Source organism: Streptomyces sp. MMBL 11-1, from assembly GCF_028622875.1.
Classification (GTDB): Bacteria; Actinomycetota; Actinomycetes; order Streptomycetales; family Streptomycetaceae; genus Streptomyces.
In genome coordinates this window covers 6,225,236-6,240,038 of record NZ_CP117709.1, presented here as the reverse complement: position 1 = coordinate 6,240,038, position 14,803 = coordinate 6,225,236, and the positions used below count along the sequence as shown (strand labels likewise).

The window sequence follows — 14,803 nt, the reverse complement described above, 5'->3', positions numbered from 1 at the left end:
AATTGGAGCTGCCCCCGCACAGTTCCTCATCGGGCCCGGAAGGGCTGTGCCGCGGCGCGCCCTCACCCGACCCTGCCCGCATCGTGGGCGCGTAGCGAAGGGAGGACCGTGACCTTCGGATTCGCCCCGTCCACAGCCACTTCGACAGCGGCGTCCTCGGTTTCCGCAGACTCCGTCAACCGCCTTGCCCGGATACTCGAACCAGCGGAGTGGGCGTCGGCGGGCATACCCCTGCTCCGAAGTCCCCGGGAGGTCGTCAGCGGACTGCACTCCCGGCACCGGCCGACGCCGGCCACCGCCGTGGTCGCGGTCCTCGACCATGAGGAACGGCTCACGGCGAGCGCCTCATTCGCCCGCCGGGCGACGGTGGCCGCGGACGGCTGGGAATTCCGCAACGCCCTGCTGGCGCAGCTTCGGCGCGTCGTCCCGCACGATCTGCGACGCCGCACTCCGGTCCGTACGGCTGTGCTCCTGTACTGCCGTGACGGCGACGAACGCTGGACCGAGGAGGACGGTGCGTGGATGTGGGGCCTCCGGGACGCCTGCACGCTGCACGGTCTGCGCTGCGGCGCGTACATCACGCTCACCCGCGGGGGCTGGCAGGTGCTCGGCGAGGGCAGGGGCGGGCGGCGGCCCAGTTCGCTGTCGGAGCCGGCGCTCCTGGCCGACACCGTCGCCGAGCACCGGACCGCCCCGACGCGGTCGGGCGGCGGATCCGCGGAGGCGCTGCGTCGCACCGCGGCCCGCTGAGCGGCCCTGCTCACCTGTCGAGCGGGCGCCGGTCGGCCACCGGTCCGTCACCGTCGTTGCCCGGTCGTGGCAGTCGTGGCCGGAAGATCGGCGAAGGTCCTCCCGGCCGTCCGTGCGGGCGGCCGGGAGGACCGGTGGGGTGTGTTCAGACCCCTGCGCCGAGTGCGGAGTTGATCGTCTGCGGGTCTCCGCAGACGATCAGCAGCGCGGCGGCGCGGTCACGTGCGACGGGCAGCGTACGCGCCACGTCCCGGTCGGCGTCGTCGTTGACGGCGACGACGACCACGGGCCTGGACGCGGCCCGGTCCACCACCGAGGCGTCGGCGAAGAAGACGTCGTCGCCCGCGTCGTGCTGGGCCCAGTAGGCCGCTTCACCGAAGGACAGCTCGTGGGCGGCCCACGGGTGCTGTTCGCCGGTGGTGAGCACCAGGATGTCGCCCGGTGCGCGACCGGACTCCAGCAGCAGGTCGACGGCTTCCTCGGCCGCGTCGAGCGCGCCGGCCGCCGGGGCCGGGATCAGCTGGATCTGCGGCGCGGAACGATTCTCCTGCGGCTCCGGGCGGGCGGGGGCCGCCGGAGCCGCGGGTGCCGCGGGGGCGGGGCGGGCGCGCTGCACCGGGGGCGCGGGGCGCGCGGGGCCGGGACGCGGAGTGGTCGCGGAACGCGGACCGGGTACGGGACGAGGGGTCGGCGCGGTGCGGCCGGCGGCCGGAGTGACGCGGGGACCCTGGGCGCTCTCGGGAATCTGAGGCTCCTCGGAGATCAGAGGCATGAAGGTGGTCTGGGGCGAACGCCGATGTCGTCGGCGTCGGTAAGAGGGGCGCGTGTGCGCGTTCAGAATTCGAAGCCGAGCTGGCCCCCGCTTTCGAGTGCGGCCGCCTCGGCGGAGAAACGGACCTTCTTCAGGTGCTGCCACCGGGGCAGCGCGTCCAGATACGCCCAGGAGAGACGGTGATGGGCCGTGGGCCCCCGCTCCTCCAGCGCGGCCCGGTGCACCGGCGAGGGATACCCCGCGTTGGCATCGAAGGCGAAGCCGGCGCAGTCCTCGGACGCGGCGCCCAGCTCGGCCATCATCCGGTCCCGGTGCACCTTGGCGATCACCGAAGCCGCCGCGACCGCGATACAGGACTGATCGCCCTTGATCACGGTGCGGACCTTCCAGGGAACGCCCAGATAGTCGTGCTTGCCGTCGAGTATCACCGCGTCGGGCCGCACCGGCAGCCCTTCCAGGGCCCGCACGGCGGCGAGCCGGAGGGCGGCGGTCATTCCGAGGTCGTCGATCTCCTGCGGCGAGGCGTCGCCCAGCGCGTAGGCGGTGACCCAGCTCCGCAGCACGGGAGCGAGCTCGGCGCGCCGCCGGGGGGTCAACAACTTGGAATCGGTGAGGCCTTCGGGCGGTCGGCGCAGACCGGTAACCGCCGCGCACACGGTGACGGGTCCGGCCCACGCACCGCGTCCGACCTCATCGACACCGGCGACGGTCCTGGCACCGGTGGTAGCGCGAAGTGAGCGCTCGACGGTGTGCGTGGGTGGTTCGTACGGCATGGCGCCAGCCAGCGTACGCCGAGAGCCACGGCAGCAACACCCCGGGGCGCCGTGCGTCCCGCGAATCAGCCGGCGGAGACGGGTTCGCGGGGCGCGCGGGCCCCCTGAACCCGTGGGTCCAGGGGGCTCGTCGGCTCGGATGGCCCGTTGGCTCGGAGGGTGCCGGCCGGGCCGGGGAGCCCGTCGGCTCAGTACGGGTCGTAGCCGTCGCCGTCCGGCTCGTATCCGTCCCGGGTCCCTTCCCTGCCCGCGTTGTAGCAGTCACTCGCGTCGCCCTTCACCGGGCGCTTCTCCAGGATCTCCTTGGCGCGCGCCTCTCCCCAGCTGGTCGCGTACCAGGGGGTGTCTGCGTGAAGGACCTCGTTCTGGATGATCCGCAGCGCACAGGAGCGTTCCGGTTCGGGCAGGCGGTCCAGGGCCGGTACGGCGTCGGCGGACAGGTCCTGGACGTAGTCGATGTCGATGGCGGTCGACTCGCTGTCCTCGAAGCGCTGGACGTTCTGTTCCGCGATCAGCCCGTCCGGTGAGAGCAGCCCGAAGGCCAGGACGCCGGCCGCCGCGCTCACCGCGATGGCCCGGGGCAGGAACCGGGCCCCGAAGACCCCGGCCGCCAGGATCAGGATCAGCACCACCCCGAGCCAGAGCTCCATCGCGGCCACGGATATCCGGAGCCTGGTCAGGCCGTACTCGTCGACGTACAGGTCCATGCGGCGCAGTGCGGAGGCGACCACGACGAGGGTGAGGACGCAGAGGGGGCCGAGGACGGCTCGCACCAGGGTGCGGTCCCCGGCGCCGCCGCGCGGCGCCCAGCGCAGGGCCAGGGCGATGACGAGAAGGGTGAGCAGCGTGGCCCACAGCAGCTGCCAGAAGCCCTGGCGGGCGTACTCGGCGTGGCTGAGCCCGGTCACGTCCCGCACCTTGTCGTACCCGCCGAAGAGCACGACGAGCTGGAGCGTGATGAACGCGGCGAAGAGCAGGTCGAGGACGATCAGCGGAAGGGCCCATTCGGCCCGCCCCCGGGGTGTGCCGGGCCGTACGGTGATCCCGTCCCAGCGCACCGGTGCGGCCGCGGCGTGTGCGGCGGCGAGCGCGCCGGCCAGCCCGAGGGCGAAGAGGAAGATCCTCCAGGGTCCCTCGCCGACCGAGGCGTCGGGCATGAGGCTGCCCAGCAGTTCGGCGAACGCGGCGTCCGCGCTGGCGAAGAGGGTTCCGAACACCACCAGCAGCACGAGGGCCACCACCGTGGTGCGCAGGGCGGCGCCCCAGCGCGCCCGGGAACCTTCACCTCGCGCGCGGACCCCCCGCACGCCCCAGATGATGCCGGGGACGACCGAGTCGAACAGCCCCAGCGAGCCGATCAGCACCCCCAGCCAGCTGCGGCTGCCGTGCAGCGCCAGCGAACCGAGCGCGAAAGCGGACACCACGGCGAGGAAGGTGGGCCAGCCCGCGTCCCGGAGCGCCGGCACCGCGAGCAGCGCGAGCCCTCCCAGCGCCCAGGTCGCCGTCCAGGGCCGTAGTCTGCGGCCCGCAGCCCGCGCGGCGAAGAACGCGGCCAGCGCGGCGGGCAGGGCCACGATCAGCAGGTTCACCCCGAGTCCGTCGCCCAGGAAGAGCGCGCTCAGGACGGCGGTGGCCAGGACCGACCAGAGCACGGCGGGGCGGATCAAGGGCGGTGCGGGTGGACGGATCCGTGCCGTCGCGCCGTCGCCCTTGGCGGCGGGCGCCCCGGCGCCGTGCTGCCAGGGGCTGCCCGGCTGCCCGGTTTGTCGAGCCGCCCTGGCCTGGGGGCGCCGGTCGTCGGATGCCTGCGCCGGGGCAGGGTCCCCGGCCGCGGACGGACTCGACGGACCGGCCGCCGGCGCACCGGCGGTCCGCACCTCGGACGGCGGTGCCTCGGACGGACCCGGTTCGTTCGACGCCGGTGGGGCGGCGGCCTCGGAGGCCGCCGACGGTTCCGGTGGCCGGGGCGCGTCTGCTTCCTTCGGCTTCTCCGGCGGTCCGGACTCCTCGGACGGCTGATCGGACATGGGACCCCTCCCCCACCGGGTCCACGCGCGGCCCTGGGCCGTACGCCTGCCCCGGCGTCTCATTCGGCGCGCGCCCTCAAGATCAATAGAGGCGGCGTGGCCGAAAGAATAATCCCGAACTCGCGTTCGCAGACACACAGAGTGATCCTGTGGCAGGACCGTGACAGACAACCGGCTCCCCGGTCCGGGCGCGGTCGGCTCAGGGGCGCGGAAGCGCCGTCAGCACGGGAACGCCGTCAGCGCGGCACCGCCGTCAGCCACGCCGGCGGCTCCTCCGTCCGTGCCAGCCAGTCGGCCGGCGGCGCTCCGGTCTCGCCCGAGGCGACGACACCGCCGACGATGGCGCAGGTCGTGTCGACGTCACCACCCGCCTGGGCCGTGACCCAGAACGCCTGCTCGTAGTCCCCGAGGCTCCTGGCGGCCGACCAGAGCGCGAACGGCACGGTGTCGTGGGCGCTGGTGCGGCGGCCGTTGCCGAGAACCGCGGCGACCGTACCGGAGTCCCCGTAGTCCAGCATGTCGCGGGCCCGGCGCAGCCCCGCGCCGACGGCGCTGCGGGGTACGAGGGCGATGACGCCGTCGAGGAAGTCCTCGGGGGTCGGCGGCCCGCCGGGGGCGGCTGCGAGCGACGCGGCGGCGGCCACGGCCATGGCGCCGACGACCGCCTCGCGGTGCTGATGCGTGGTGTACGAGGAGATCTCCGCCTGGTGTGTGGCCTGCTCCGGATCGTCCGCGTACCAGGCGCCGAGCGGGGCGATGCGCATCGCCGAACCGTTGCCCCAGGAACCCTGGCCCTGGAACAGCGCCGAGGACAGTTCCCGCCAGTCGCCGCCCTCCCGTACGAGCCTGAGAAGCCGGTTGACGGCGGGGCCGTAGCCCCGGTCGAAGTCGTGGTGCTCGGCGAAGGAGCGGGCGAGGGCATCCTGGTCGACGCGGCCGTGCGCGGTGAGCACGGCAAGGACCGAGCAGGCCATCTCGGTGTCGTCGGTCCACTGCCAGGGCGCGGGCGGCAGGGCCCGCTGTTTCAGCAGGGGGTAGTTGACGGGGACGAAGAACTGGGAGCCCAGGGCGTCTCCCACGGACAGCCCACGCAGGCTGGCCAGGGCGCGTTCGAAGCGCCGCTCGGAAGCAGAATCAGCGGTCATCGCCCTGCCACTCTATCCGGTGCGGCCGTACGGCTCAGGGGTCCGCCAGCTCTGAAAGGGCCGGTCGAGGGTGTAGCGGCCGTTCTCGCCCAGCAGCAGGGTCCGCGTCTCGCCGTTGCCCGGGTTGGACAGCGACTCGAACTCCGCGACCGACCAGTGGAACCAGCGCATGCAGAACAGCCGCATCGTCAGCCCATGGGTGACCAGCAGGACGTTCTCCGGGTGGTCCGGCTCCTCGAAGCTCCGGTGCAGGCTCTCCAGGAACGCCCCGACCCGGTCGTAGACGTCGGCGCCGGACTCGCCCTGGGCGAAGCGGTAGAAGAAGTGCCCGTAGGCGTCGCGGTAGGCCTTCTGCAGCCGTACGTCCTCCCGGTCCTGCCAGTTGCCCCAGTCCTGCTCGCGCAGCCGGGGCTCCTCGCGTACGCGGACGCGTGCGGGGTCGAGGCCGAAGGCCCGGAACGTCTCATGGGTGCGGCGGTACGGCGAGATGTAGACACTTACCCGTTCCTCGCCGAACTGCTCGCGCAGCCCCTCCCCGGCCTCCCGGGCCTGCCGCAGACCCGTGTCGGTGAGCCGGAGCGCGTGGTCGGGCTCCCGCTCGTACACCGTGTCGTCGGCGTTGCCCTCGGACTCGCCGTGCCGGACGAGGACAATGCGCTGCGGTCGTGCCATGCTCCGAGCCTAGGGCTTGTACGAGGGGTCGGGGCTCTCCACGGGCGTGGGGCCCGGGTCACACCGTCACACCGTCCAGGAGGGTTCCAGCTCCACGACGTCTCCCGTCAGCGCGATCACGTCCGTCTCGGTCTGCGCGCGGGCCGCCAGCCGTTCGGCCCCCGCCTCACGGTACTTGCCGCGCTCGGCGCTCGACTTCCACAGGGACAGCGCGAGGAACTCGTTGCCGGGCGCCTCGCCGAACACGCCGCGCAGCATGCCGGGCGATCCGGCCATGGCGGGGTTCCACACCTGCTGCTGCATCAGGACGAAGTGCTCGGCGCGGTCCTCGTGCACCCGGCTGTGCGCGACCCTGACGACGTCCGCCTCCGCGAAGTGGGGCTCGAAGCCCGTCTTCACGTCGAAGCGGCGCTCGAAGAGCGTGACCTGCATGTCGCGGAACATGCCCGACTGCCCGGCCGCCAGCCGGTCGTGCCCGCGGGCCATGAAGGAGTCGTAGAAGACGCGGTTCTCCCAGAACGCGAAGACGTGGGCGACGTCGGGGCGCGTTCGGCTCCACCCGCCGCTCTGTCCCCTGAACCCCGGCTCGCCGAGCAGCCCCGCCCACTTCCGCTGTCCCCGTTCGAAACCATGACGGTCCACCACGGAACAGCGAATCCACTTCACCAGCACCGCGCCATCGTACGGCGCGGAGCGTGGCGCGCGTCACGGTCGGAGCCGGGGAGTGTGCCCCGAGCGGTCGTTCCCCTCGCACAACGATCGTCATGCCGGCCCGCGCTCGGCTCACCTCGCGCGGCAAGCGGAGCCGGCTCTGGGGCGAGGGCGGCCCGAGGGTGGCCCGAATCCGCCGCCCGTGGCCGGAGCAGTTGGTTCCGCGGCCGGTTCCGTACATGATCGGGTGAATCGTGTATCAGGTGATGGATACGGTCCGTGGGCCGTCGGCCGGGAGGGAAGTCCCTTGAGCACTCCTAACAAGGACATCGAAAAGGTCGAGGTGCGGGTCAAATGGGACCCCAGCCCGCACGGAGCGGCGGCCAACGACCTCGACATCATCGCGGCGACCTACCCCGCGGGCGAGCCGTACGGCGCCCCCGCCTATCTGGTGCACTTCGACAGCCGTTCGCCGGACGGCACCATCACGCTGAACCGGGACAGCCGGACCGGCCAGGGCTTCGGTTTCGACGAGGTCATGACCATCGAGCTGAACCGGCTGGCGGAGACGTACGGGCGGGTGGTGGTCGGTGTGGCCATCCAGCAGCGCGACGGTCGGAAGGCCTTCGGCGACATAGGGAACACGGCGATGGAGATCCGAGAGGGCTACACGATCCTGGCCGAGAACGACTTCTCCGACGTGGCGTGGGCGACCGCGGCGGTCGTCGGGGAGTTCACCCGGGACGGCTCCGGGCTCTGGGGCTTCCGGTCGGCCGTACGCGGCTTCGACGGCGACCCCGACACGTTCGCCACGGTGATGGGAAGCCGGGCCGCCGAAGGGTGACGGCGGCCAGTTCCGGCCAACCCGTCGGGGAGACGGCGACCTGCTGGAATCCGGAACGAGGCCGGGGACATGCCGAAGGGGACCGGCCGATGGCCGGTCCCCTTCGTGAACCACGGGTCAGCCGCGCGTCAGCGCGGTTCCGCGTCCGGTCAGCTGCAACCGCTCGTCGAGCCGCAGCCCTCGCAGATGTAGCAGGAGCCGGCGCGCTGCATCTTCGTACCGCAGGAGAAGCAGAGCGGGGCGTCGGCGCTGATGCCGAGCTGCATCTCGACCAGTTCGGCCGAGGTGTGCGCCGTCTTCGGCGCGGGCTTCACGGCGGACTCCTCGGGAGCCGCCACCACCTTCAGGGGCTCGGCGCGGACCGGGGACGATTCCGTCAGACTGTCCGCGTCCAGGCCGTCCGCCTCGAACGACGGCTCATAGCTGCCGGTGTCCAGGTGGCGCTGACGCTCCTCGGCGGAGTGGATGCCGAGGGCCGAGCGGGTCTCGAAGGGCAGGAAGTCGAGCGCCAGGCGACGGAAGATGTAGTCAACGATCGACTGCGCCATCCGCACGTCCGGGTCGTCCGTCATACCGGCCGGCTCGAAGCGCATGTTGGTGAACTTCGAGACGTACGTCTCCAGCGGGACGCCGTACTGCAGACCCACCGAGACGGCGATGGAGAAGGCGTCCATCATGCCCGCGAGGGTCGAGCCCTGCTTGGACATCTTCAGGAAGACCTCGCCGAGACCGTCGTCCGGGTAGGAGTTGGCGGTCATGTAGCCCTCGGCGCCGCCCACCGTGAAGGAGGTGGTGATGCCGGGACGGCCCTTGGGGAGACGCTTGCGGACCGGACGGTACTCGACGACCTTCTCGACCGCCGTACGGATGGTCTCCTCGGCCTTCGCGGTGACCTCTTCCTTCTCCTTGTCCTTGGTCTTGGCGGAGAGGGGCTGGCCGACCTTGCAGTTGTCGCGGTAGATCGCGAGCGCCTTGACGCCCAGCTTCCACGCCTCGAAGTAGACCTCCTCGACATCCTCGACGGTGGCCGTCTCGGGGAGGTTCACCGTCTTGGAGAGCGCGCCGGAGATCCACGGCTGGATGGCCGCCATCATCCGGACGTGGCCCATCGCGGAGATGGAGCGCTCGCCCATCGCACAGTCGAAGACGCTGTAGTGCTCGGTCTTCAGACCGGGGGCGTCGACCACGTTGCCGTGCTCGGCGATGTGGGCGACGATCGCCTCGATCTGCTCCGGCTGGTAGCCGAGGCGGCGCAGCGCCTGCGGCACCGTGCCGTTGACGATCTGCATCGAGCCGCCGCCGACCAGCTTCTTGAACTTGACCAGGGCGAGGTCGGGCTCCAGACCGGTGGTGTCGCAGGACATCGCGAGACCGATGGTGCCGGTGGGCGCGATGACCGAGGCCTGGGCGTTGCGGAAGCCGTTCTTCGCTCCGAGCCGGATCACGTCCTGCCAGGCCTCCGTCGCGGCGGCCCAGACCGGAGAGTCGAGGTCGTCGACGTGGACGGCCTTGGCGTTGGCGTCGGAGTGCTGCCTCATGACGCGCTGGTGCGGCTCGGCGTTACGGGCGTAGCCGTCGTACGGGCCGACGACCGCGGCCAGCTCGGCGGAGCGACGGTAGGAGGTGCCGGTCATCAGCGAGGTGATGGCACCGGCCAGCGCGCGGCCGCCGTCGCTGTCGTACGCGTGACCGGTCGCCATCAGCAGGGCGCCGAGGTTCGCGTAGCCGATGCCCAGCTGACGGTAGGCGCGGGTGTTCTCGCCGATCTTCTGCGTGGGGAAGTCCGCGAAGCAGATCGAGATGTCCATCGCGGTGATGACCAGCTCGACGACCTTGGCGAAGCGCTCGGACTCGAAGGACTGGTTGCCCAGGCCGTCGTCCTTGAGGAACTTCATCAGGTTCAGCGAGGCGAGGTTGCACGAGGTGTTGTCCAGGTGCATGTACTCGCTGCACGGGTTCGAGCCGTTGATCCGGCCGGACTCCGGGCAGGTGTGCCAGGCGTTGATGGTGTCGTCGTACTGGATGCCCGGGTCGGCGCACGCCCAGGCGGCCTCGGCCATCTTGCGGAAGAGGGACTTGGCCTCGACCTCTTCGATGACGTCGCCGGTCATACGGGCGCGCAGCCCGAACTTGCCGCCCGACTCGACGGCCTTCATGAACTCGTCGTTCACGCGGACCGAGTTGTTGGCGTTCTGGTACTGGACGGACGTGATGTCGTCGCCGCCCAGGTCCATGTCGAAGCCCGCGTCGCGCAGGGCGCGGATCTTCTCCTCCTCCTTGACCTTGGTCTCGATGAAGTTCTCGATGTCGGGGTGGTCGACGTCGAGGATGACCATCTTGGCGGCGCGGCGGGTGGCACCGCCCGACTTGATCGTTCCGGCGGACGCGTCGGCGCCGCGCATGAACGAGACCGGTCCCGAGGCGTTGCCGCCGGAGGAGAGGAGCTCCTTGGAGGAGCGGATACGGGAGAGGTTCAGGCCGGCGCCCGAGCCGCCCTTGAAGATCATGCCCTCTTCCTTGTACCAGTCGAGGATCGACTCCATGGAGTCGTCGACGGCCAGGATGAAGCAGGCGGATACCTGCTGCGGCTGGGGCGTGCCGACGTTGAACCAGACCGGGGAGTTGAAGCTGAAGACCTGGTGCAGGAGGGCGTAGGCCAGCTCGTGCTCGAAGATCTCGGCGTCCGCGGGAGAGGCGAAGTAGCTGTTCTCCTCACCGGCCTTGCGGTACGTCTTCACGATCCGGTCGATCAGCTGCTTGAGACCGGTCTCGCGCTGCGGCGTGCCGACAGCTCCGCGGAAGTACTTGCTGGTGACGATGTTGACCGCGTTCACCGACCAGAAGTCGGGGAACTCGACGCCACGCTGCTCGAAGTTGATCGAGCCGTCGCGCCAATTGGTCATGACGACGTCACGGCGCTCCCACGCCACCTCGTCGTACGGGTGCACGCCGGGGTTGGTGTGGATGCGCTCGATACGCAGACCCTTGCTCGCCTTGGCGCCCTTGGTGCGGGAACCTCGTGCCGGGCCGCTCGCCGTCTCTGTCATGCCGCCTCCCATATGTGGGCGAAAACGCCCTGAAGTGCCCAGATCTTCCCAGGCACAATGTGTGTCCGATGCTCCGGAAGCCGCACTCGGCAGCCGGAAGCACATCTCATGTCGCCCTGCCGCCGGTCCGCAGAGTCACCTCTGCGGGCACGGGCGTCCCGGGCGGGTACCGCTCAGTCGGCGGCAATGGCGGGCGCGGGGACCTCAAGGGTCTCTCCGCTCCCGCGGTCCTCCGCGGAAGGCTGCCGCTCACGCAGTTCCACGATGGCGGCCTCGAAGTCTTCCAGGGAGTCGAACGCCCGGTACACGGACGCGAAGCGCAGGTACGCGACGAGGTCGAGCTCCTGCAGCGGGCCGAGGATGGCCAGCCCCACGTCGTGGGTGGTCAGCTCGGCGCTGCCGGTGGCGCGCACCGCCTCCTCGACCCGCTGGCCGAGTTTGGCGAGGGCGTCCTCCGTGACGGGCCGCCCCTGGCATGCCTTGCGGACGCCGGAGATGACCTTGGTACGGCTGAAGGGCTCGGTGACGCCGCTGCGCTTGACGACCATCAGCGAGCAGGTCTCCACCGTGGTGAAACGGCGGGAACAGTCGGGGCACTGCCGACGGCGACGGATCGACGTCCCGTCGTCGGTGGTGCGACTGTCGACGACTCTGCTGTCGGGGTGCCTGCAGAAGGGGCAGTGCATGGCTCCCAACCCTCCTTCACACGCACGACTGAATAGCCTCTTCAGGGCCTTGTCCGGGCCCTTGGAAGCAGTCCCCAGCATAGGCGATGGCCACAGCGCGATTGAACCGCGACCACAACTTCTGGGTGACTGGAGCAATCCAACCACTAGATCTAGGGTTGAGTCGCGTTTCCGGCCCCATCGCGTGTCGCGCGCCGGACCTCGCTCGGAGGCCGCCCGGGGGGAGCGTGGGCCAGAGAAGAGAGTACGGGAGAGGCCGGGCCTTTGAGCCGCCGGGGCTCCGGCGCACAGGTCCGGATGAAAGACTCGGGCGGGGGCCGCCAGGGGCCTCGGCCGAGCGTTCACGCGGCCTCTATTCTGTTGCTCATACACCTGTCGGTAGCACTGCGGCACCCCTTTATTCGTTTTTCACTCGAACGTGTGTTTGGCGCAACCTTTCGAAAGCTACTACCGTTGTCCAGCTAGGGAGACCATTCGAGAGGGGCCGACGTGACCACCACCGCAGACAGTGCCACCATCACCGCCCGGGACCATCGCTCCCAGAGCCGACTTGAGCCGGTGCATGCCATGAATGACTCAGTCACGAACACGGACGGGTCCGAGCCCGCGCGCCCGGGACGTTCCATGCCCGGCAGGCCCCCCGGCATCCGGGCGGACAGCTCGGGGCTCACCGACCGGCAACGGCGGGTCATCGAGGTCATCCGCGACTCCGTGCAGCGGCGGGGGTACCCGCCCTCCATGCGGGAGATCGGCCAGGCGGTGGGCCTGTCCAGCACCTCGTCCGTCGCCCATCAGCTGATGGCCCTGGAGCGCAAGGGCTTCCTCCGCCGGGACCCGCACCGTCCCCGCGCCTACGAGGTGCGCGGATCGGACCAGCCCAGCACCCAGCCGACCGACACGACGGGCAAGCCCGCCGCGTCCTATGTGCCGCTGGTCGGCCGGATCGCCGCCGGTGGTCCGATCCTCGCCGAGGAGTCCGTCGAGGACGTCTTCCCGCTCCCCCGCCAGCTCGTCGGCGACGGTGAGCTGTTCGTCCTGAAGGTCGTCGGCGACTCGATGATCGAGGCCGCGATCTGTGACGGCGACTGGGTCACCGTCCGCCGCCAGCCCGTCGCGGAGAACGGAGACATCGTCGCCGCCATGCTCGACGGCGAGGCGACGGTCAAGCGCTTCCGCCGGGAGGACGGTCACGTATGGCTGCTCCCTCACAACGCCGCGTACCAGCCGATTCCCGGCGACGAGGCGACCATCCTGGGCAAGGTGGTGGCGGTGCTGCGCCGGGTCTGAGCACGTCAGATCCGAGAGAAACGTCGGTCACGGCTGTCTGCCCCGGGATCCCTGCCTAGGACGTCGATCATGGCGTCGGTCCCGGGGCTTTGCCATGCCTGTCCACCCGCGCGGAACCGGGCGGGTGGGCGGCTGCGGCCGGCTCAGGCCTCGTCCTCCTTGGCCCGTGCGTCGATGGCGGCCAGCGAGCGGCGCGCCTGGTTCCGGTCGGTGGTGTACCAGAAGTCCGGCAGCGAGGCGCGCAGATAGCTGCCGTACCGCGCGTTCGCGAGCCTCGGGTCCAGCACGGCGACGACTCCCTTGTCGCCCGTGGCCCGGACCAGTCGGCCCGCGCCCTGGGCCATCAGCAGAGCGGCGTGCGTCGCCGCCACCGCCATGAAGCCGTTGCCGCCCGCCTCCTCGACCGCCTTCTGCCGAGCGCTCATCAGCGGATCGTCCGGCCGGGGGAACGGAATCCGGTCCATGACCACCAGCTGACAGCTCGGCCCCGGGACGTCCACGCCCTGCCAGAGCGACAGGGTGCCGAAGAGGCAGGTCTCCGGGTCGGCGGCGAAGTTCTTGATCAGCTCGCCGAGCGTCTCCTCGCCCTGGAGCAGGATCGGCCTGTCCATCCGCCCCCGCAGCTCCTCGGCCGCCGCCTTGGCTCCCCGCATGGAGGAGAACAGCCCCAGCGTGCGACCGCCGGCGGCCTCCACCAGCTCGGCGAGCTCGTCCAGCATGTCCGTACGGGAGCCCTCCCGCCCCGGGGTGTTCAGATGCCGCGCGACGTAGAGGATGCCCTGCTTCGGGTAGTCGAACGGGGAGCCGACGTCCAGCCCCTTCCACTGGGGGACGTCCTCACCCGCCGTGCCCTCGGGGGCCAGCCCGAGGGAGGCGCCCACCCCGTTGAAGTCTCCGCCGAGCTTGAGGGTGGCCGAGGTCAGCACCACGGACCGCTCGGCGAAGAGCTTCTCGCGCAGCAGCCCGGAGACGGAGAGCGGGGCGACCCGGACCGAGGCCCCGAACCGGTCGTGCTGTTCGTACCAGACGACGTCGTACTCGGAGCCCTGGGCGATGCGCTCGGCGACGGCGTGGATCGACTCGACCGAGGCCAGGGCCTGCTTGCGGACGGCGTTCTCGTCCTCGACCGACTTGTCCCGGGTGGCGCCGATGGCGGAGATCACGGTGCGTGCCGCGTCGCGCAGCGCCATCAGCGCGTACCCGAGATCCTCGGGCACCTCCTCCAGACGCCCCGGTAGCGCCAGCTCCATGACCCGCTCGAAGCCCTCGGCGGCGGTCTGGAGGGCGTCGGCGGCCTTCTCGTTGACCAGCTTCGCCGCCCGGCGGACCGCGCGGTTGACCTGGGCTGGGGTGAGCTCGCCGGTGGCGACGCCGGTGACCCGGGAGACCAGCTCATGGGCCTCGTCGACGATCAGCACCTCGTGCGACGGCAGCACCGGCGCGCCCTCGATGGCGTCGATCGCGAGCAGCGCGTGGTTGGTGACGACCACGTCCGCGAGCTTCGCGCGCTCACGGGCCGCCTCCGCGAAGCACTCCGCGCCGTACGCGCACTTCGTCGCGCCCAGGCACTCGCGCGAGGAGACCGAGATCTGCGCCCAGGCCCGGTCCGAGACGCCAGGGGTCAGATCGTCGCGGTCACCCGTCTCCGTCTCGTCCGACCAGTCCCGCAGCCGCAGCAGGTCCTGGCCGAGCTTGCTGGACGGGGCCGCCGCCTCGAACTGGTCGAACAGCCCCTCCTCCTCGTCCTGCGGAACCCCCTCGTGGAGCCGGTGCAGGCAGAGGTAGTTCGACCGGCCCTTGAGCATGGCGAACTGCGGGCGTCGCCGCAGCAGCGGATGCAGGGACTCGACCGTACGCGGCAGGTCCCGCTCCACCAGCTGTCGCTGGAGGGCGAGGGTGGCCGTGGCCACGACGACCCGCTCCCCGTGCGCCAGGGCCGGCACCAGATAGCCGAGCGACTTGCCCGTACCGGTGCCGGCCTGGACGAGCAGGTGGGATTGGTCGTCGACGGCCTCGGCGACGGCTTCGGCCATGGTGACCTGGCCGGGCCTTTCCGTACCGCCGACGGCGGTGACGGCGGCGTGCAGGAGCTCGGGGAGGGATGGCTTCGTCATAGCCCGACCACCCTACGGCGCGCCACTGACAACAG

General features: G+C 71.0%; 12 protein-coding genes. 3 read left to right on the top strand and 9 right to left on the bottom strand.

The window, feature by feature from the left end; genetic code table 11:
• The first annotated feature begins 108 nt into the window (after window positions 1-108).
• A complete protein-coding gene (locus PSQ21_RS27855) occupies window positions 109-750 on the top strand; it encodes a hypothetical protein (RefSeq protein WP_274033999.1) in 642 nt (213 codons plus the stop codon).
• 145 nt (window positions 751-895) lie between these two features.
• On the opposite strand, the gene PSQ21_RS27850 is transcribed toward PSQ21_RS27855, so the two are convergent.
• The 6 genes from PSQ21_RS27850 to PSQ21_RS27825 all read right to left on the bottom strand — a co-directional run bounded on the left by PSQ21_RS27850 (window position 896) and on the right by PSQ21_RS27825 (window position 6,811).
• Window positions 896-1,522 (bottom strand): hypothetical protein, encoded by a 627-nt coding sequence (locus PSQ21_RS27850; RefSeq protein ID WP_274033998.1) that lies wholly within the window; start codon window positions 1,520-1,522, stop codon window positions 896-898.
• A gap of 62 nt (window positions 1,523-1,584) precedes the next feature.
• Window positions 1,585-2,295 (bottom strand): ribonuclease HII, encoded by a 711-nt coding sequence (locus PSQ21_RS27845; protein WP_274033997.1) that lies wholly within the window; start codon window positions 2,293-2,295, stop codon window positions 1,585-1,587.
• A gap of 188 nt (window positions 2,296-2,483) precedes the next feature.
• The gene (locus PSQ21_RS27840; protein WP_274033995.1) at window positions 2,484-4,322 is read right to left on the bottom strand and encodes a DUF4153 domain-containing protein; all 1,839 of its coding nucleotides are present in this window, start codon (window positions 4,320-4,322) and stop codon (window positions 2,484-2,486) included.
• A gap of 236 nt (window positions 4,323-4,558) precedes the next feature.
• Window positions 4,559-5,467, bottom strand: a complete 909-nt coding sequence (locus PSQ21_RS27835; protein WP_274033992.1) for an ADP-ribosylglycohydrolase family protein — start codon at window positions 5,465-5,467, stop codon at window positions 4,559-4,561.
• Between the two features lie 12 nt (window positions 5,468-5,479).
• Window positions 5,480-6,139 (bottom strand): histidine phosphatase family protein, encoded by a 660-nt coding sequence (locus PSQ21_RS27830; protein ID WP_274033991.1) that lies wholly within the window; start codon window positions 6,137-6,139, stop codon window positions 5,480-5,482.
• A gap of 66 nt (window positions 6,140-6,205) precedes the next feature.
• The gene (locus PSQ21_RS27825; RefSeq protein WP_274033989.1) at window positions 6,206-6,811 is read right to left on the bottom strand and encodes a YdbC family protein; all 606 of its coding nucleotides are present in this window, start codon (window positions 6,809-6,811) and stop codon (window positions 6,206-6,208) included.
• Between the two features lie 286 nt (window positions 6,812-7,097).
• On the opposite strand from PSQ21_RS27825, the gene PSQ21_RS27820 reads away from it, so the two are divergent.
• Complete coding sequence (locus PSQ21_RS27820; protein WP_274033987.1) at window positions 7,098-7,634, top strand: TerD family protein; 537 nt, start codon at window positions 7,098-7,100, stop codon at window positions 7,632-7,634.
• A gap of 149 nt (window positions 7,635-7,783) precedes the next feature.
• Here PSQ21_RS27820 and PSQ21_RS27815 read toward each other — a convergent pair whose 3' ends face one another.
• Window positions 7,784-10,681, bottom strand: coding sequence for a vitamin B12-dependent ribonucleotide reductase (locus PSQ21_RS27815; RefSeq protein WP_274033984.1), 2,898 nt, complete (start codon window positions 10,679-10,681; stop codon window positions 7,784-7,786).
• Between the two features lie 173 nt (window positions 10,682-10,854).
• Window positions 10,855-11,367 (bottom strand): transcriptional regulator NrdR, encoded by a 513-nt coding sequence (gene nrdR / locus PSQ21_RS27810; protein WP_274033982.1) that lies wholly within the window; start codon window positions 11,365-11,367, stop codon window positions 10,855-10,857.
• A 489-nt stretch (window positions 11,368-11,856) separates the two neighbouring features.
• Here nrdR and lexA point away from each other — a divergent pair, with 489 nt between their 5' ends.
• Window positions 11,857-12,654 (top strand): transcriptional repressor LexA, encoded by a 798-nt coding sequence (gene lexA / locus PSQ21_RS27805; protein WP_274033980.1) that lies wholly within the window; start codon window positions 11,857-11,859, stop codon window positions 12,652-12,654.
• A 143-nt stretch (window positions 12,655-12,797) separates the two neighbouring features.
• Here the strand turns inward: lexA and PSQ21_RS27800 are convergent, their stop codons facing one another.
• Window positions 12,798-14,768, bottom strand: coding sequence for an ATP-dependent DNA helicase (locus PSQ21_RS27800; RefSeq protein ID WP_274033978.1), 1,971 nt, complete (start codon window positions 14,766-14,768; stop codon window positions 12,798-12,800).
• Window positions 14,769-14,803: the final 35 nt, after the last annotated feature.

What these genes read in the sequence shown, in the direction of transcription:
- PSQ21_RS27850 (WP_274033998.1), bottom strand. Translation starts at nt 1,522, where the DNA reads ATGCCTCTGATCTCCGAGGAGCCTCAGATTCCCGAGAGCGCCCAGGGT.
- PSQ21_RS27845 (WP_274033997.1), bottom strand. Translation starts at nt 2,295, where the DNA reads ATGCCGTACGAACCACCCACGCACACCGTCGAGCGCTCACTTCGCGCT.
- PSQ21_RS27840 (WP_274033995.1), bottom strand. Translation starts at nt 4,322, where the DNA reads ATGTCCGATCAGCCGTCCGAGGAGTCCGGACCGCCGGAGAAGCCGAAG.
- PSQ21_RS27835 (WP_274033992.1), bottom strand. Translation starts at nt 5,467, where the DNA reads ATGACCGCTGATTCTGCTTCCGAGCGGCGCTTCGAACGCGCCCTGGCC.
- PSQ21_RS27830 (WP_274033991.1), bottom strand. Translation starts at nt 6,139, where the DNA reads ATGGCACGACCGCAGCGCATTGTCCTCGTCCGGCACGGCGAGTCCGAG.
- PSQ21_RS27815 (WP_274033984.1), bottom strand. Translation starts at nt 10,681, where the DNA reads ATGACAGAGACGGCGAGCGGCCCGGCACGAGGTTCCCGCACCAAGGGC.
- nrdR (WP_274033982.1), bottom strand. Translation starts at nt 11,367, where the DNA reads ATGCACTGCCCCTTCTGCAGGCACCCCGACAGCAGAGTCGTCGACAGT.
- PSQ21_RS27800 (WP_274033978.1), bottom strand. Translation starts at nt 14,768, where the DNA reads ATGACGAAGCCATCCCTCCCCGAGCTCCTGCACGCCGCCGTCACCGCC.